A 16,707-nucleotide genomic window follows, 5' to 3' on the forward strand; every position below is an offset into this window, starting at 1 on the left:
CCCTCGCGGGGGCGGGCCCGGGGGCGCTCGCCCCGCCCGGGCCCCGGGACTGGCGGACCACAGCCGAGTCACCAGCCGCCGAGGCTGGTCTGGCTACGTCAGCGGCCGGCGGCCTCGAGGGTCTCGAACTCCTCGTCGGTGAGCGTGATCTCCGCCGCGGCGACGTTCTCCTCGAGGTGGGAGACTGACTTGGTGCCCGGGATCGGAAGCATCACCGGCGAGCGGCGCAGCAGCCAGGCGAGCGCGAGCTGCGCAGGCGTCGCGCCGTGTGCGGAGGATGCCGCGTCGAGCGGACCGCCCGGGCGGGCGAGAGAGCCGGTGCCGACCGGGAACCACGGGATGAAGCCCAGGCCTTCGCGCTCCGAGTACTCCAGGACGTCCTCGGAGGCGCGGTCCGCCAGGTTGTAACGGTTCTGCACGCTGACGACGTCGACGATCGACCGGGCCTGCGCCAGCTCGTCGACGGTGACCTCGGACAGGCCGATGTGGCGGATCTTGCCCTCTTCCTGCAGCTTCTTCAGCTCGCCCAGCGACTCCTCGACCGGGGTGCGCGGATCGATCCGGTGGAGCTGGAACAGGTCAATGCGCTCCACCTTCAGCCGGCGCAGCGACATCTCGACCTCCTGGCGGAGGTACGCGCCGCGGGCGAGCGGAACCCAGACCGACGGCCCGGTCCGGAGGAGGCCGGCCTTCGTCGCGATCACCAGGTCTTCCGGGTAGGGGTACAGCGCCTTGGCGATCAGTTCCTCGCTGACGTACGGACCGTATGAGTCCGCCGTGTCGATGAAGTTGACGCCAAGCTCGACGGACCGCCGTAGCACCTGGACCGCGCCGTCCGGGTCCGCGGGAGGCCCCCAGACGCCGGGTCCCGTGATCTGCATCGCGCCGTAGCCAAGCCGGTTCACGGTCAGGTCGCCGCCGAGCCGGAAGGCGCCGCTGGCGATCGCCGACGGCTGTGACGTGCTCGTCGTACTCGACATGTTCGTCCCCTCACTGGTCAGACAGGGCCCGCACTCCGCCAGGTCCCCGCCCCGGCCCGTGCGAGCACGGCGTCGCGTGAGCCCACGCTGCGGGCGCTACGCCGACCACCGATCGCTGGCAACCGCGCCTCCGGGGTCAGTGTTCCCAGCTCGACCGGATCGTGCTCGGCGACCGGGCCGGTCTGTGGACAGATCGGCGTCGTCCACAGCCGGCACCGACCCACTTCCCAGGCCTTCCGCGAACGGTCACTCTGGCGGCACGCCGGGTGGCCCACGGTCCGGCGGCGCGAGCACCCATCGCGCACCAGTCCCAACGAACCCCGTGTCCCGGGAGGTCGGCATGCTCGACGCGAACATCACCCTGGTCGGCAACCTCATCGACAACCCCAACCTGAGGATCACCCCGACGGGTGCCTACGTGTGCTCGTTTCGGCTCGCCTCGACGGCGCGCCGGTACGACCGCGGGCAGGACCGTTGGATCGACGGCGCCCCACTGTTCATCGACATCATCTGCTGGCGCCGGCTGGCCGAGCATGTCGCCGCCAGCCTGGGCAAGGGTGACCGCGCGCTGGTGGCTGGCCGGCTCCAGCAGAACGAGTTCCAGACCCTCCAGGGCGAGCGCCGCCGTCGTTACGAGATCTACGCGGAGGCGGTCGGCCTGGAGCTCACCTGGCATCCGGCCCGCATCAACCGGGCCGTCCGTGGCGATGGGACCATGACGGTCCAGCCTGGCCGGACGGACGACAGCACCCCGGTTCCCGGCGGCCCGCTGGACGTCGTCACCCAGGACAGCTCGACGGAGCTCGCGGACGTGCACTGGGCCGACGGGGACCTTCCAGCGGACGCCGCCGACGGGCTCCCGCCGGTCCCCGACCTCGACGAGGTGACCGGGGAACTCATCGCTGGCTGGGCAGCCGTCGGCGAGGACGACCAGCCATGACGGGGACGCTCCTGACGGCCGCCGCCCGACGGGTCCGCGGTCGGCGCGCCGGCCGCCCACTCCCCGAGCGGACCCGCGCCAGCGCTCCCGTGACGAGAGGCCACCTTCGGCCCGGCCTCGCCCGGCGCCGGGGCGGTCCGGCTGGACGGATACGCTCACGCTGGTGGAGAGCGTGCGGGATGACCGGGAAAGGCGGGCCGCGGCGGCCGACGTCCCCACGCAGACCGTGACTCTGCCCGCCGAACGAGACGGCGTGGCGGCCGAGCCCGCGACCGACGACGCCGTCGACGCTGCCCGTGCCGCCACCGCCGAGCAGGCTCCAAGCGCTCCCCCTAGCCCTGCCGGCCCACGCCGACTCGTGGTCGTCATCGGCACGCGGGTGCGAGCCATGAGCCCGACCGGCTGGTACATCGCGGCATTGGCCGTGGTCGCTGCCGGGATAGCGCTGCTGGTCAAGTACCTGCTGTTCCCGCACCTGTCGATCAACAACGACGAGGCGCTCTACCGCCTGCAGGCGCAGACGCTGGCCTCCGGGCACCTGTTCCCGCGGGCCGGGACACCGGTCGGGTCGTTCGCGCCCTGGCTCGCCAAGGGCGTGCACGGCCACTACGTCCTCAAGTACACCCCCTTCGTACCAGCGCTTTTCGCGCTGAGCCTGCTGGTGACCGGTGGCTTCGGCACCGGGCTCGCCGTGATAGCCGCACTGGCCGTCGTCGTCACCTACCGGCTCGGCCTCGCGCTGTTCGACGATCGACGGGTGGCGGCGGTGGCCGCGACGCTGTTCGCCACGTCACCGCTGGTCGTGCTGCTCGACGGCATGCTGCTGGCGTACCTGCCGGTCCTGGTGATGATCGAGCTGGCCGTCCTCGGCCTGCTGCGTGGCGTGGCCGCGGCCCGGGCACCGGCGACGCGGCGCGGCTGGCGGGACCGGCGCGGCTGGGCCCTGGTCGGCGCTGGGCTGGCGGCCGGCATCGCCGCCGCCGTACGGCCCTTCGACGTGCTGACGCTGCTGGCTCCGCTGGCCGTGTGGGCCCTCGTGACCGCCCGCGGCGGGCGGTGGTGGCTGGCCGGGCGAGCGGGCGTCGGCCTCGCGGTGCCGGCGGCGCTGCTGCTCGCCTTCGACGCGGCCGCGACCGGATCGCCCTTCCAGCTGCCGTTCACCTACCTCGAATCCGAAGACAAGATGGGCTTCGGGGTGCGCCGGCTCTACCCGACGGACCGGGCCCACCACTTCACCCTGCCCGACGGCCTGTCGTCGGTCGGCCTGCACCTGTTCCTGCTGGGCGGGTGGGCCTGCGGCGGAGTGGTGCTGCTGGGCTGCGCGATCGGTGCGCTCGCCCGGCGCCGGATCGGCGGTGCGGGGGTCATGCTCGGCGTCGGCGCACTGGTCTTCCTGGCCGGATACGTCGCCTTCTGGGGCGCCTGGAACGCTGCCTTTCTGTGGGGCGGCATCCGTTTCCTGGGACCGTTCTACGTGCTGCCGGTGTTGGCCGTTCTGGTCCAGCTGGGCGCCCGCGGCCTGGTGGACCTCGCAGCCTGGCGCCCCAAGCTAGGCGCCGCCGCGGTCACCGTGATCGCGGGACTGACCTGCCTGGTACTGGCGACAGCGGTCCCGGCCAACGTGACGCTGAGCCGGCATGACCGCGACCTCGACCGGATCGTCGACGCGCTACCGGGCCGCCCGCTGATCTTCCTGTCGGTCGACCCGATCTACCTGATGCACCCGACCTCACTGGCCGCCAACCCACCGGGCCTCGACGGCCGGATGCTGTGGGCGGTGACTCGCGGCGGCGCCCCCGACGAGGCGGTGCTCGCCAACAACGCCGGCCGGCCGGCGTATCTGCTGCGCATCCCGGCCGCGTACAACCGGACCCCGGATGCTCCAGCCGGCGCGCGGCTCGAACGTCTGGCCAACCAGGTCGGTGACGAGGTGACGCTGGACGTGACCATCGACCCGTCGCGCGACCCGGCGAAGGCCGCCCGGCTGGTGCTCACCAGCGACGCCGGCGACATCTCCTACCCGATCGACCCGACGCGGCCGGTTCACGCCCAGCTGGTCATCACCCCGAGCGGGACGACCCTGCGCGGCCTGACGCCGTCGACCGGTCTGCGGGGCACTCCACGGTGGCTGCACCACAGGAAGGCTCCCGCCGCCAGCAAGGCCGGTACCCGCACGGTCGGGCTGGCCCTCTACACGACCCCCACGGCGTCCGGTAGAGAGCAGTGGGTCGACCGGGAGCTCGCACCGACCGTCGTCGGCCGGGACGGTCAGGTCACCGTCCTGGCCTCCACAGGTCAGGTCAGCGCCACGCCCGACCCGGCTGCGCCCCCGATCCATCTGACCGCGGCACGCTGACCAGCCCTGCCGCGGCGGTGCCGCCGGTTTGGCCGCGGCGGTGCCGCTGCAATGGCCGCCGCGGTGCCGCCGGGGTGGCCGCGGCCACCTGGCCGCCCGGCCCGATTCGGGCCCGGCGGACCGAGGGCGGCCGCGGCGAGGAAAAGCAGACCTAGCCGAGAAGGGCTTCGAGGTCCGGGCGGATCTCGTCCGGCGTCACCGAGGGCTCGTAGCGGCGGATGACCTCACCGTCAGCGCCGACAAGGAACTTGGTGAAGTTCCACTTGATCTGGTCGGTGCCGATCCGTTCTGGAAAGGTCGTCGAGATGAAGTCGTAGAAGCCGCCGAACTGCGGCCCGAAGTCCCCGGGGGCCTCTGCCCGCAGATAGCCGTACAGGGGCGCGGCCTCCGAGCCGTTCACGTCGACCTTGCTGAACACCGGGAACGTCACGTCGTACGTGGCCCGGCAGAAGTCCTGGATCTCCGCGTCGGTGCCCGGCTCCTGCTCCAGGAACTGGTTGCAGGGGAAGCCGAGGATCTCCAGGCCCTTGCCCTGCAGGTCCTGGTACAGCGACTGGAGGCCCTCGTACTGCGGCGTGAGACCGCACTTGCTGGCGACGTTGACGATGAGCAGGGCCTTGCCGGCGTAGTCGCCGAGCGAACGGGTTCCACCGTCGGCGGTGGCGACCGTGTAGTCGTAGACACTCATGATGCGGTCCGACACTCCCGAAAGGTCCGAATACTGACAGTCCTGACGTTCAACCCAAAACGCCGACCTGCCCCTGGTCAATTCCCGGCGCGGAACGCCATTTTCTCCAGCAGCGCCCGGCGGTCCGGTGGGACCGGCGTCGTCGAGCCCTCAACCCGGTGGACCAGTACCGCGTCGGCCAGCCCGAGGCACCGGCCGTCGCGGAAGAGTCCGGCGTAGTAGATCACCGAGGACCGACCGATCGGGCCGATGGCGACACCGACCTGGAAGGTGCCCGGGTAGTGCGCCTCGGCGAGGTAGTCGACCTTGGACTGGGCGACCAGGAAATGGAACGGGCCGGCCTTCGCCGAGCCATGGAGGCTGAACAGGCCGAGCAGTTCGTTGTTGAACGTGGCCCGGGCGTCCTCGTAGTACGAGACGACCGCGACGTTGTTGATGTGGCCCAGGTTGTCCACGTCGGCGAACCGGGCGCGGATCTCATGCACCCACGGGTACCGCGCCAGCTCCCTGCGTTCAGGGTCCGGCGTCATCCGTACCGGTGTCTCCACGCACGCTCCCTCTGACTCGGAGGTTCCGTCTGAACGAGTCAGGACGCGGCGGTCACGGCGGCGAGAAGCTCCGACCACAGCGCCGGCTCGGCGTCGTAGCCGCTGTAGAACGTGAGGCGCTCGTAGACCTTGCCGACCTTCGCGACGAGCTTCGGCCCGACCTCGGCGGGAGTGCCGACGACGGAGAACTCGTGCAGCATCTCGTCGGTGATCACGTCCGCCATGTCGTCCCAGCGGCCCTGCTTGGACAGCGTGTTGAGCTCGTCCTGGGCTTCGCCCCAGCCGTGCAGCTCGAGAACCTGGCGGTAGGCGGGCGTCGAGCCGTAGAAGGCGATCCGGGCCTTGGTGCCCTGGATGGCGGCGGCCAGCTCCTCCTCGGTGCGCCCGATGGTGACGAAGGAGGGGCCGTTGATGACGAAGCCGTCCAGGCCGTCCTTGCCGGCCTTCGCCCGGCCGCGCAGCAAGGCGGGGACGGTCACCTGCTCCAGGTACCGCATGGTGGTGAAGGGATGGACGAAGAAACCATCCGCGACCTCGCCCGCGACCTCGGTCATCTTCTCGCCCACGGCGGCGAGGAAGACCGGCGGCGGTCCGTACTCGTGCGGCTCGGGGGTGAAGAACGGCGTCATCAGGGTGTGGGAGTAGAAGTCACCGCGGAAGTCGAGCTTGACGCCCTCGTGCCACGTGGCCCAGATCGCCCTGGTGGCCAGGATGAGCTCCCGCATCCGGGCCGCGGGGGCTGACCAGGGCATCGAGAAACGCCGCTCGATGTGCGGCTTGATCTGGGAACCAAGGCCCAGGACGAACCGGCCCTGCGCGTAGCGGGCCAGGTCGTAGCTCGTCGAGGCGAGTGTCATCGGGGAGCGAGCGAACCCGATCGCGATGGCGGTGCCGATGGTGATCGACTCGGTGGCCATCGCGGCCTGCAGGCACTGCAGGAACGGGTCGTGCTTCGTCTCGGACGTCCATCCCCCGGCGTAGCCGTCGCTCTCGATCTTCGCGGCCGCCGTCCGCGTGGCGCCGATGTCGTCGGACAGGCTCGCGTCGATCTTCATCCGGATTCCTCCCGCTGGCTGCCGTCTGAGCATGACCCGCCGCCGACAACCAGGGGCGCCGGCCCGGCCTGACGGCGTGGTCCCGGCCCACGCTCCCGCCCGGCGGCCAGCTGGGGCAACCGATCGGGTGCCTGCCCACGGTGTGACATCGGCGACGCCCGGCGCCCGCGCCACCAGCAGGCTCGCTCTCCTCCCGCGGCGCCGCACGGCGACGCGGGAGCAACCGCACGGCGACGCGAGGCCGGCGCATGGCGACACGAACCCGCCGCACGCGGCGCAGCACCCTGGAGAACCGGCCTCTGGGGCCGGCATGCCGCCGAGCGCACCGATGGAGGCCGAACGCGCCACTCCGACCGGGTAACGGCGAAGCGCGGGGTGTCGCGCCCGAACCGCCGAACGTTGACTACCTAGCGCAATCAATGGCTACTCTGCGTATACGGTCGCGGCGTTCGTGGTTACAACGGGCCTACGGATGCCAACCAGAGTCATCCGGCCCGGGACGAAGGGATGTTCTGTGCCCCTGGGAGCCGCCGGTGAGCCGACCGAACCCACCTCTGCGCCGGTCTCGGCCGGCGGTCCGGTGGCCAGACGGGGAGGGCTGCCGGTGCCTGCGAGGAGACACCGCCGCCGCGCCCGCGACCCGATCCGGGCCTGGCTGAGCGCCCTTGCGACCGACCCGGCCACCCCAGGCTCCGCCGGCCGCGCGGCGCGGCGCCGACCGCGGCCGAGGCCACGACTGCGGCCCCGCCTGACCAGCCTGGCCGTCCTGGCCGTCGCGCTGGTGCTCGGCGCGGTCGTGACCCCGGACGCCGTCTACGCCGCCTCACCCGGGATCCCCGGTTCGGAGGTGGACCCGGGCACCCTCCCAGGAGTCCTGCGCGGCGCGGCGCCACCGCCGACCATGGACGGGATCGGCCAGGTCCCGATCCTGACGACCACCGCGCCGGCCACCGAGCCACTCGCCGCCGCCGACCTCCAGCACACGATGATCCAGACCGGTGGGATCACCCCGCTCGCCGCCGCCCAGTCGGCCGTCATCGAGGACACCAACGTCGGGGCCGGCGTCGGGCGGGTCAGCTACGGCGGGAACTGGACCGTCTGCGGCGGCTGCATGCCGTCGACCCCGAACCGCTCGTTCGAGTACTCGCTGGCCGCCGGCGACACCGCCACCGTCCAGTTCACCGGCACCCAGGTCAGGATCTACGGGGTCAAGGAGCGGGCCGGCGGCCTCGCCAGCGTGCAGGTCGACAACGGGTCGACCACCAACGTCGACACCTACGCCCCGAACTCCAGCAACGCGCTGCTCTACGACTCGGGAACGCTCCCGAACGGCGTCCACACCGCGGTCCTGACCAACCTCGGGCAGCGCAACGCCGCGTCGGCCGCGTTCGCCGTCTCGTTCGACCGCGCGGAGATCTTCACCGACCCGGGCTCGGGCAGCGGCGGCGGCAGCACGCCGCCGACCGGGACCAAGACGACCATCGAGGACACGGCGATCGGCCCCGACAGCAACCAGGTCGTCTACAACGGGAACTGGACGCGGTGCGGCGGCTGCGTGCCGTCCACGCCGAACAGGTCCTTCCGTTACTCGCTGACCGCCGGCGCCACCACCACCATCCGCTGGACCGGGAACCGCATCCTGATCTACGGCGTGAAGGAGCAGGCCGGCGGGCTGGTGTCCGTGAGCGTGGACGGCCGGGCGACCGCCACCGTCGACACGTACGCGCCCACGTCCAGCAACACGCTGATCTACGACTCGGGCCAGCTGTCGTTCGGTGACCACATCGCCGTCGTGACGAACATCGGCCAGCGCAACTCCGCGTCCGCGGCCTTCGCGGTGTCGTTCGACCGTGCCGAGACCTACACCAGCGCGGACACGGGGGGCGGGGGCGGCACGGGCGGCGGCGGCACGGGCGGCGGCAACCGGTCCGGCCAGCCCTGGCTGTCCGGCGCGAACGGCGACCCGCTGATCACCCCGCAGGACGTCGACGGGTTCTGCTCCTTCCGCGGCGACCTGTGTGACATCGCGCAGGTCTACGTGGCGCGGGACAGCTGGGCCTCGATCGTCCGGCCGTCCTTCGCCGAGACGAACTTCAACGGCTGGCCGGGCAAGCTCGTCCTGACCGTCCCGCCGTTCCCGGAGGACCACACCTCCAACCTGGCCACCTGCGCGACCGGCGCCTACAACAGCTACTGGCAGCAGTTCGGCCGGACGCTCAACTCGACCGGGCGCCAGAACTCGATCGTCCGGCTGGCCTGGGAGGCCAACGGCGACTGGTACCCGTGGGCCGGCACGAACGCCTCCGACTACATCAACTGCTTCCGCCAGGTCGTCAACTCGATCCGCTCGACCACGACCACCAGCCCGCAGTTCGACTGGACGATCAACGCCCACTACTCGCAGAACCCGCCGAGCCACGTCCCGACCGACCTGTACCCCGGCGACCAGTGGGTCGACATCGTGTCGATCGACGCCTACGACCACTTCCCGCCGTCGTTCACCCTGGACCAGTTCAACGACCAGGCCGAGGCCATGGGCGGCATCACCTGGCTGTACAACTTCGCCCGGGCCCACGGCAAGCTGTTCGGCGTCCCCGAATGGGGCGTGGCCTCCGGGTCGGGAGACGACGGCGGCGGCGACAACGCCAGCTACATCCAGTTCATGCGCGACTGGATGGTGGCCCGCGCCGGTCACGGCATGTACTACGAGTCCTACTTCAACAACTGCGAGATGGAGAACGTCGGCTCGAACCTCTTCCGGCCGGTCGGCGATCACTGCCTCTACCAGAACACCGCGGCGGCTACCCGCTACGCGCAGCTGTGGTGAGGTCGGTGACGGCGCGGTAGCACCGCGCCATCACCAGCAAGGCGTCGGCGCGCCGCTGGGCCGGGTTCCGGGCATCACCCGGCCCAGCGGCCACCCGCGCGGCCAGGCGCAACGCGTCCAGCAGCGTGCGGGCATCGTCGACGGGGACCGTCCCGCAGATCGTCACCTGGCCGTCCGGGCCGCCGGCGGCACCGGCCGGGACCGTCAGCAGTGACAGCGACCGGGCCCGTCGGGCGGCCTCGGCGTCACCCGCCACCCCGCGCGGGTCGACGTCGCGCAGCCACCGGTCGACGGCGGCGCGGACCTGGCCCGGGTCGGCCCGGCGGGCGAGCGCCGTGAGCTCCGCCGCGGCCGGCCCGGCCAGCGCGACGAGCCTGGGGGCCGACGCCACCGGGATCGCCAGGGCGAGCACGTGGTCGAGCCCCACATCCCCGCGCCGGAACGCGTCGGCCAGCACGGGCAGGGCGGACAACGCCCGCGCCGCCACGAGCAGCGCGGCCGCGGCGGCCCACGTCAGCCGGGTGCGCTGGGCAAGCCAGCCGGCCGGTTGCGCGGCGTCGCCGGCGGAGCGCGGGCCGGCGGCTGCCGTCCGCGCGCGCGAGCCGGCCGCGGCGCCGACCGCCCGCACCAGCGCCGCCTGCGCGGCCGCCACGACCCCGACCAGCTGGCCGATCAGCTCGGCCGCAGCCTCGGGCGGGAGTGCCGTCGGCTCGATCGCGGCCAGCGCGCGGCGCAGCGCTGCCAGGGAATCCCGCTCCTCCTGGTCCATGTCATCGTCCTTCGAGCCCCCGAAGGTCCGGACGGCCGGGCAGCCGCCAACGCGCCCACTATCGAACGCCTGTTCGAGGATAGGTCAGCCCGGGCGCCGCTTCAACCGGCCGCGCCACCGGGTGGCCGCTGCCGGTCGACGAGAACGTCGACGAGATGGTCCAGCTCGGCCGCCGGGTCGGCGGTGACGCCGGTGTGCACCGGCGAGGTCTGCACCACGGTGCTGCGCGGCGCGGTGAGCCAGCGGAACCGCTCCCCCGGCGACATCACGCCGGCCGCGCCCGCCGCCGGGCCGCCGACACACACCTTGTGCAGCGCGTCCAGATGGGTACGCACCGCGCCGAGGTCAAGGAACGGGTCCAGCGCGGCGAGCCGGTCGCCGTCCAGGAGGCAGCGCAGCTCCAGGTAGCCGGCTCCCTGGCACCACAGCAGCACGCCGACGTTCATGCACTCGCCGCGCTCCACCCGCGGCACGACCCGCACCAGCGCGTACTCGAACAGGTCAGCCACGGCCGTCCTCCCGGGCCCGGGAGAGCGCCGGGCGCAGCCAGGCCGGTGGCGCGGGCCGGGCGGCGTCCGCGGCGGCGGCCTCCCGCCGGGCCGCGGCGATCGTCCCCGGGCGGACCGCCGTCATCGCCTCCAGCCAGGGCCGGTCCCCCTCGACGCGGGCGGTGAGCCAGTCGACGTACCGCCCTGGCTCGACGTCGAGCCAGCTCGCCTGGACCGCGGCCACCACCGGGGCCAGCAGGTCCGGGCCGACGAGCGGCGCGAGCGCGGCGTCGGCGGCCCGCAGCGCGGCGGCCGGGTCGTCGCCGAGGGCCGGCAGCAGCACGTGCTCCTCCCAGCGAGGCAGGACCCGCGGGTCGGGCGGCGGGGGCGGTCCGGACGCGGGGTCCGGCCCGGCCGTCCGGGCGGCCCAGCCGTGGTGGGGGTACAGCGCGGCGCCATGGTCGATGAGCCACAGCCGGCCGCCCCAGACGAGCAGGTTCGGGTTGCGCCACGACCTGTCGACGTTCAGCGTCAACGCGTCCAGCCAGACCACCCGCGCGGCCAGCCCCGGGTCGACCGTGAACGCGAGCGGGTCGTAGGTGATCGAGCCGGGCAGGTAGTCGATCCCGAGGTTAGGGCCGGCGCTGGCCCGCAGCAGGTCCTGGATCTCCTGGTCGGGCTCGACCCGGCCGAGCACCGGGTCGACGTCGATGACGACGAGCTCGGGCACCGGGAGCCCGAGCGCGCGGCCCAGCTCGCCGACGATCACCTCGGCGACCAGCGCGCGCACGCCCTGCCCCGCGCCGCGGAACTTCACCACCCAGGTCCCGAGGTCGTCGGCCTCCATGATCCCGGGCAGGCTGCCGCCCTCCCGCAGCGGCGTGGCGTACCGGATCGCGCGGACCTCTCGCAGCACCCCCGCTCGCTGCACCACTGCCACCACCGATCCGCCAGACCTGGGCCGACGCCGTTCCACCAGGCGCGCCAGCAAACGGGGGCGGGCCGTGCGGCGGGAACCCCGGGCACAGGTCGCCCGCCGAGATCCAGCGTGTCGGCGTCGAAGATTACCCGGGGGGCAGGCCGGCCGCGATCCGCAGGGCCGGCAGGTCCCGGATCTTGATGCGCCGGTAGCCCCACTCGATGACACCGTCCTGGCGCAGCGCACGCAGCGCCTTGTGCACCGTCGGGTCCTTGGCGCCGACGAGGGCGGCGAGCTCCCCCTGGGTCAGCGGCATGCCCAGCGCCCGCAGGCCGCCGACGTCGTCGACGCCGTAGGCGCGGTCCAGCTCGACGAGAACCCGGGCCACCCGCACGGCCACCGAGCAACCGGCGAACTCGACCCGCCGGCGGATGCTGAACCGGGTCTTCGCGACGATGCTGTGGCTGATCGCCGCCGCCGCGCTCGGGTCGGTGGCCAGGTAGGCGGCGAACTCCTCCGCCCTGATCACTTTGGCCAGCACCTTGCCGACGGCCGTGACGGTCGCGGAGCGCGGCTGGGAGTCGATGCCCGCGAACTCGCCGACGACGTCGCCACCGTGCCGGACGGCGAGCAGCGCGACACCCCCGTCCTCGGTCAGCGCCGTCACCTTCGTCCAGCCGCGCAGCAGCACCGCGACGAACGTCGTCGGGTCGCCCTCCCGCATGATCGGGATGCCGGGAGTGAACTCCCGGAACCCACCGAGGGCGAGCATGCCCGCCTGCGATTCCGCCGGCAGCCGGCCGAGCACCGTCTGCTCGGGCCAGCGCCGACCGGACCCGGCCGACCACTGCGCGTGTGCGTCCTGCTCCACCACGGTGCCCCCCGCCGCCGGCGCCGAGCGCCCCGCCGCCGCGTCGCAGATGTCGGCGCCCGGCTGGCCCGTCGCGCCCACCCAGTCCAGCCATAGTGACCTATTTCTGGAACTTGCACCGGCCGATCGGCCAGCCGGGGCGGCGCGAAACCCGGTCCGGCTGGCCCCTGCGTGCCTCGCCACGCCGGTCGGGGCGGCTGCGGCCGGTCAGACGCGGTGCGGCATGAGGGCGTTGGCCGGGATCACGCCGAGCTTGCCCTTCTGGAAATCCTCGACGGCCTGCTCCAGCTCCTGGCGGGTGTTCATGACGAACGGGCCGTACTGGGCGACCGGCTCGCGGATCGGCTGGCCGCCCAGCAGCAGGACCTCCAGGTTCGGGGTGTGCGCGTCCTGGTGGGCGCTCGCCGCGAAGACCAGCCGGTCCCCGGCGCCGAGCACGGCGAGCTGGCCGGTCTCGATGGGCGCGTCCGTCGGGCCGACGGTCCCGGCGCCCGCGAGCACATAGGCCAGCGCGTTGAACTCGGTGTTCCACGGGATGTCGACCCGGGCGCCGGGGCTGACGGTCACGTGCGCGAGCGTGATCGGGGTGTGGGTCGAGCCCGGCCCGCGGTGGCCGCCGATCTCACCCGCGATGATCCGCAGCAGCGCGCCGCCGTCCGCGGTGCTCACCAGGCCCGCCTGACCACCCTCCAGGTTCTGGTAGCGCGGCGGGGTGAACTTGTCCTTGGCCGGCAGGTTGACCCACAGCTGGATGCCGTGGAAGAGGCCACCGCTCTCGACGAGCGCGGCCGGCGGCGTCTCGATGTGCAGGATGCCGGCGCCCGCGGTCATCCACTGGGTCGCGCCGTCGGTGATGATCCCGCCGCCGCCGTGCGAGTCCTGATGCTGGAAGGTGCCGTCGATCATGTAGGTGACCGTCTCGAAGCCCCGGTGCGGGTGCCACGGCGTGCCCTTGGGCTCACCGGGGGCGTACTCGACCTCGCCCATCTGGTCCATGTGGACGAACGGGTCCAGGTCGGCCTTGCTGACCCCGGCGAAGGCGCGACGGACCGGGAAGCCCTCGCCCTCGTAGCCGAGAGGCGCTGTAGTGATCTTCCGGACGGGGCGCGGGATGTCCCCGAGCCCCGGCCCGGCAAGCCGAGGCAACGAGACGGTGTCGGCGGTGACGGCGGGCATGGGACTTCCTCCTTGATTGCACGCGCAACTATCGACCACTGTAACGAAGGTCGACCCCCCAAGCTTCCGCGTCCCCTGGGCGCGATTTCCAGCGAGAGGGCCCGGTCCGGCCGATGTCACGGCCGGGGTCGGACGGACGCCGCACCCGGCACGACGGCCCCCGCCCGCGAGGCACCAATACCTCACTCCGAGTAGCGCCAGAGCACCACGGGACTACGCCGCGTATGGCCAATGCGAGTGATGACCCGGTCCGCGTCGCTCATGACACGCCGGGACTTTGGTAAACACCGTGTGACGATGGACACCGGATGCTCGACGGAACGCTACCTTCGGGGACGTGGATCGCCGATGCTCACGGCAAGAGCGGATCATCCAGGAACGCATCCTGGGCGTCAGCCGGCTACGTGGGCGCCAACGCCCCCGTGACAACCGCGGCGGCGCGCACCTCGCGTCCCGTCCGCCGGACCGTCGCCGCCCTCGCTGACCTGGCCCGCGGCCGTTCTGGTCGCGCCCGACGTACCCAGTTCGGGCTCGCCCGCGTCCCACTCCGGGCCGCCCGCCCGAGCGCCCGGCCACGCCCCGAGCCGGCTCGAAACCCTGTTGCCGCTCCGGCCGTTCCGCCCGGTACTATGGCGAAGCCCGGTCAGGACGGTCTTGCGCCGCCCCTCACCGGGCCGTCTTCGCCGGTGGTCCGGCGAGGCATGGTGGGTGTAGCTCAGCTGGTAGAGCACCGGGTTGTGGTCCCGGTGGTCGCGGGTTCAAGTCCCGTCACCCACCCCAGTTCAGCAGGCGACAGGCCGGCCGCGAGGAAGCCCTCGCGGGGCCGGCCACCGCCGCCACTCCCAGGAGAGTCAGTCCGAGGTCGGGGCCGCCGTCGCGGGTGCCGCGTCGGGGGCGCTGCCGTTGCGCGATGAAGCCGCTGCCAGCTCCGCGTCGGATTCGGCCCGGGTCTCGGTGGCCGCCGCGCGCGCCTCGTCGGTGGTGGGACCGGGCGCGCCGACGAAGACAGTGCGGCGGTAGTAGCGCAGCTCCTCGATGCTCTCGCGGATGTCGGCGAGGGCGCGGTGGCCGCCACGCTTGGCGGGGGCCGCATAGTAGGCGCGCGGGTACCAGCGGCGGGCCAGCTCCTTGACCGACGAGACGTCGATCATCCGGTAGTGCAGGTAGCCGTCCAGCTCAGGCATGTAGCGGGCGAGGAACGTGCGGTCGGTGGCGATCGAGTTCCCGCACAGCGGCGCCCGCCGGTTCTCCGGGACGAGCGTGCGCACGTAGGCGAGGACCTGTTGCTCGGCCTCGGCGACGGTGAGCGTCGAGGCACGGACCGCCTCGGTCAGCCCCGAGGTCGCGTGCATGTCCCGGACGACCGGCACCATCGTCTCGAGAACCGGGTCCGGCGCGGAGATGACCAGGTCGACCCCGTCGCCGACGACGTTGAGCGCCCCGTCGGTCACCAGGCAGGCGACCTCCAGCAGCACGTCCGAGGCCGGGTCGAGGCCCGTCATCTCACAGTCGATCCACACCAGGCGGTCCATCTGTCTGACACTAGGGTTTCCCCGCGTCAGCGTCACGCGGCCCCCACCTGACAGCCACCCTGACGGGCCAGTCCGGGCCGGTCAGGGATTCTGGACCAGGAAGTGCACGGAGCGAGCGCCGATCTGGGTGTTGAGGGGCGTCGCCGTCAACGTGTAGTCGCCGTTCGAGACCTGCGTGGTGCGCCAGCCACCCGGATGCGGGGAGAAGAGGTAGGGCGAACTCTCGGCCAGCCACTGGCCAGGGGCCCCGGCCAGGGTGTAGTTGATCGGACCGACGTCACCCGTGGTGATCAGCGTGATCGCGACGTCCCCGCGCAGCGTCTGCCCGTCCTCTACACCCTGGAACGTGACGATCACCGGACGGAACTCGACCGGCGCGGCCGTCGGGCCCGCGCCGCCGCTGGTCGGGGCTGGCGACGAGGCACCGGCGAGGGCGGGAGACTTCGCCCGACCGCCGTCCGTCTCGGTCTGGCGGTGGTAGTCGATGACCAGCAGCGGCATCAGCACCAGCGCGATGATGAACAGCATCAGGCCCAAATAGCCACGCCTGACCGCGTCCATACTGCTCGTACCCTTCCGTCGGCACCGACCGGAATGTGGTCCCTGGGGCTGTCACTGTAGCCCGCCGGTCCCGGTGACCTTGACACCAGCCCGCCGCCCGACCGCCCGCCCAGGCCGCCGCCCCTGGCCGTCAGTCGGGGGCGGAGGGTCACCTCGGAGCGCGGCCGGGCGACGACGGGCCGGCGCCCAGCACGCAGTCCTCGCAGATGGCACGGACGCCGCCCTCGGCCAGCCGGTAGATCAGACAGCAGCTGCGCCGGCGGAACCGGGCCGGGCCGACCCGCCCCCCGGTGTCGAGCAACGGGCCGCCAGCCCCGCCGCACAGCTCGTCGACGACGCGCCAGGCCGGCGCGGCCAACGCCGGCTCGGCGAGCCCGATCATCTTCGCGGCGCCGGCCACGGCCGAGGCGACGTTGCCCCACAGAACCTTCTCGGACACCGGGTAGCCCTGCCTGACGGCGTCGACGATGGGCGCGACGACCGGGATGAGCGTCCCGGCCGCGAACCGCTCCGCTCCCCCAGGGCCCGGGACGTCGCCTGCGGGAGGCGTCGGCGCGCCAGAGAGGGCTAGGGGGAACGGCCCACCGAGGACGTCGCGCCAGTAGAGCCTGCGTGGGTCGAGCGTCAGCGGGCGGGCGTCGACCACCGCCAGCGCGAGGGCCGGCGCGACCAGCCGGGCGCACAGACCGAGTTGGGCGACGGACACGGCCACCCGCTCGTCGACGGTCTCGGCCGGGCCCGATCGGGCGGCGGCGAGCGCCGCGCGAACCGCGCGGACCCGCCGGTCGAAGGCCCCGGTCGCGGGGTCGGCCAGGTCCGCGACGATCGCCCACCCGGCGGGCGGTGGCCCGCCACCCGGGAGCCGGTCCAGCGCGAAATACGGCCCGAACCGCGCTCCCAGCTCGGCGGGCCCGCCGGCGTCCTCCCGCACGCCGACCATGCTAGGCGCGCCGCAGGCGGACAGACCTGTCCCGCGAGCCCAGCCCGATCCGGTCCG

General features: G+C 72.8%; 15 protein-coding genes and 1 tRNA gene. 4 read left to right on the forward strand and 12 right to left on the reverse strand.

Annotation, left to right across the window (positions count from 1 at the left end):
- Positions 1–98 precede the first annotated feature (98 nt).
- Complete coding sequence (locus I6A60_RS28800; RefSeq protein WP_203012219.1) at positions 99–980, reverse strand: aldo/keto reductase; 882 nt, start codon at positions 978–980, stop codon at positions 99–101.
- 340 nt (positions 981–1,320) lie between these two features.
- Between I6A60_RS28800 and ssb the strand changes: the two genes are divergently transcribed.
- Together ssb and I6A60_RS28810 are read left to right on the forward strand one after the other, a co-directional pair.
- Positions 1,321–1,920: a single-stranded DNA-binding protein gene (gene ssb, locus I6A60_RS28805; RefSeq protein ID WP_203012220.1), complete on the forward strand. Its 600-nt coding sequence runs from the start codon at positions 1,321–1,323 to the stop codon at positions 1,918–1,920.
- A gap of 163 nt (positions 1,921–2,083) precedes the next feature.
- Positions 2,084–4,276 (forward strand): phospholipid carrier-dependent glycosyltransferase, encoded by a 2,193-nt coding sequence (locus tag I6A60_RS28810; protein ID WP_307873913.1) that lies wholly within the window; start codon positions 2,084–2,086, stop codon positions 4,274–4,276.
- 151 nt (positions 4,277–4,427) lie between these two features.
- Here I6A60_RS28810 and I6A60_RS28815 read toward each other — a convergent pair whose 3' ends face one another.
- From I6A60_RS28815 to I6A60_RS28825, 3 genes are all read right to left on the reverse strand, one after another.
- Positions 4,428–4,964 (reverse strand): glutathione peroxidase, encoded by a 537-nt coding sequence (locus I6A60_RS28815; RefSeq protein WP_203012221.1) that lies wholly within the window; start codon positions 4,962–4,964, stop codon positions 4,428–4,430.
- Between the two features lie 77 nt (positions 4,965–5,041).
- Positions 5,042–5,512: a thioesterase family protein gene (locus I6A60_RS28820; protein WP_203012222.1), complete on the reverse strand. Its 471-nt coding sequence runs from the start codon at positions 5,510–5,512 to the stop codon at positions 5,042–5,044.
- Positions 5,513–5,550: 38 nt separating this feature from the next.
- The gene (locus I6A60_RS28825; protein ID WP_203012223.1) at positions 5,551–6,567 is read right to left on the reverse strand and encodes an LLM class F420-dependent oxidoreductase; all 1,017 of its coding nucleotides are present in this window, start codon (positions 6,565–6,567) and stop codon (positions 5,551–5,553) included.
- Between the two features lie 604 nt (positions 6,568–7,171).
- Between I6A60_RS28825 and I6A60_RS28830 the strand changes: the two genes are divergently transcribed.
- The gene (locus tag I6A60_RS28830; RefSeq protein ID WP_307873914.1) at positions 7,172–9,394 is read left to right on the forward strand and encodes a glycosyl hydrolase; all 2,223 of its coding nucleotides are present in this window, start codon (positions 7,172–7,174) and stop codon (positions 9,392–9,394) included.
- On the opposite strand, the gene I6A60_RS28835 is transcribed toward I6A60_RS28830, so the two are convergent.
- The 5 genes from I6A60_RS28835 to I6A60_RS28855 form a co-directional block, all read right to left on the reverse strand.
- Positions 9,369–10,163: a DUF222 domain-containing protein gene (locus tag I6A60_RS28835; RefSeq protein ID WP_203055745.1), complete on the reverse strand. Its 795-nt coding sequence runs from the start codon at positions 10,161–10,163 to the stop codon at positions 9,369–9,371. The two genes, I6A60_RS28830 and I6A60_RS28835, sit on opposite strands and share 26 nt — an antisense overlap.
- Before the next feature lie 101 nt (positions 10,164–10,264).
- The gene (locus tag I6A60_RS28840; protein WP_203012226.1) at positions 10,265–10,672 is read right to left on the reverse strand and encodes a DUF3037 domain-containing protein; all 408 of its coding nucleotides are present in this window, start codon (positions 10,670–10,672) and stop codon (positions 10,265–10,267) included.
- Positions 10,665–11,591, reverse strand: a complete 927-nt coding sequence (locus I6A60_RS28845) for a HipA family kinase (protein WP_203012227.1) — start codon at positions 11,589–11,591, stop codon at positions 10,665–10,667. Before I6A60_RS28845 ends, I6A60_RS28840 begins: the two co-directional genes overlap by 8 nt.
- Before the next feature lie 124 nt (positions 11,592–11,715).
- Positions 11,716–12,444 (reverse strand): Crp/Fnr family transcriptional regulator, encoded by a 729-nt coding sequence (locus I6A60_RS28850; RefSeq protein ID WP_203012303.1) that lies wholly within the window; start codon positions 12,442–12,444, stop codon positions 11,716–11,718.
- Between the two features lie 204 nt (positions 12,445–12,648).
- Positions 12,649–13,617, reverse strand: coding sequence for a pirin family protein (locus I6A60_RS28855; RefSeq protein ID WP_203012228.1), 969 nt, complete (start codon positions 13,615–13,617; stop codon positions 12,649–12,651).
- A 704-nt stretch (positions 13,618–14,321) separates the two neighbouring features.
- Between I6A60_RS28855 and I6A60_RS28860 the strand changes: the two genes are divergently transcribed.
- Positions 14,322–14,397 (forward strand) — tRNA-His (locus I6A60_RS28860).
- Between the two features lie 71 nt (positions 14,398–14,468).
- On the opposite strand, the gene orn is transcribed toward I6A60_RS28860, so the two are convergent.
- The 3 genes from orn to I6A60_RS28875 all read right to left on the reverse strand — a co-directional run bounded on the left by orn (position 14,469) and on the right by I6A60_RS28875 (position 16,650).
- Positions 14,469–15,149, reverse strand: a complete 681-nt coding sequence (gene orn / locus I6A60_RS28865) for an oligoribonuclease (protein ID WP_203012229.1) — start codon at positions 15,147–15,149, stop codon at positions 14,469–14,471.
- An 81-nt stretch (positions 15,150–15,230) separates the two neighbouring features.
- Positions 15,231–15,710 (reverse strand): hypothetical protein, encoded by a 480-nt coding sequence (locus I6A60_RS28870; RefSeq protein WP_203012230.1) that lies wholly within the window; start codon positions 15,708–15,710, stop codon positions 15,231–15,233.
- A gap of 148 nt (positions 15,711–15,858) precedes the next feature.
- Entirely contained in the window at positions 15,859–16,650 is a 792-nt protein-coding gene (locus tag I6A60_RS28875) for a ferric iron reductase (RefSeq protein ID WP_203012231.1), read from the reverse strand.
- Positions 16,651–16,707 lie beyond the last annotated feature (57 nt).

It is taken from the genome of Frankia sp. AgB1.9, assembly GCF_016786355.1.
Lineage (GTDB): Bacteria > Actinomycetota > Actinomycetes > Frankiales > Frankiaceae > Pseudofrankia.

Coding starts and splice junctions, on each gene's coding strand:
- I6A60_RS28800 (WP_203012219.1), bottom strand. CDS start 980: ATGTCGAGTACGACGAGCACGTCACAGCCGTCGGCGATCGCCAGCGGC.
- ssb (WP_203012220.1), top strand. CDS start 1,321: ATGCTCGACGCGAACATCACCCTGGTCGGCAACCTCATCGACAACCCC.
- orn (WP_203012229.1), bottom strand. CDS start 15,149: ATGGACCGCCTGGTGTGGATCGACTGTGAGATGACGGGCCTCGACCCG.
- I6A60_RS28815 (WP_203012221.1), bottom strand. CDS start 4,964: ATGAGTGTCTACGACTACACGGTCGCCACCGCCGACGGTGGAACCCGT.
- I6A60_RS28870 (WP_203012230.1), bottom strand. CDS start 15,710: ATGGACGCGGTCAGGCGTGGCTATTTGGGCCTGATGCTGTTCATCATC.
- I6A60_RS28835 (WP_203055745.1), bottom strand. CDS start 10,163: ATGGACCAGGAGGAGCGGGATTCCCTGGCAGCGCTGCGCCGCGCGCTG.
- I6A60_RS28875 (WP_203012231.1), bottom strand. CDS start 16,650: ATGGTCGGCGTGCGGGAGGACGCCGGCGGGCCCGCCGAGCTGGGAGCG.
- I6A60_RS28855 (WP_203012228.1), bottom strand. CDS start 13,617: ATGCCCGCCGTCACCGCCGACACCGTCTCGTTGCCTCGGCTTGCCGGG.
- I6A60_RS28825 (WP_203012223.1), bottom strand. CDS start 6,567: ATGAAGATCGACGCGAGCCTGTCCGACGACATCGGCGCCACGCGGACG.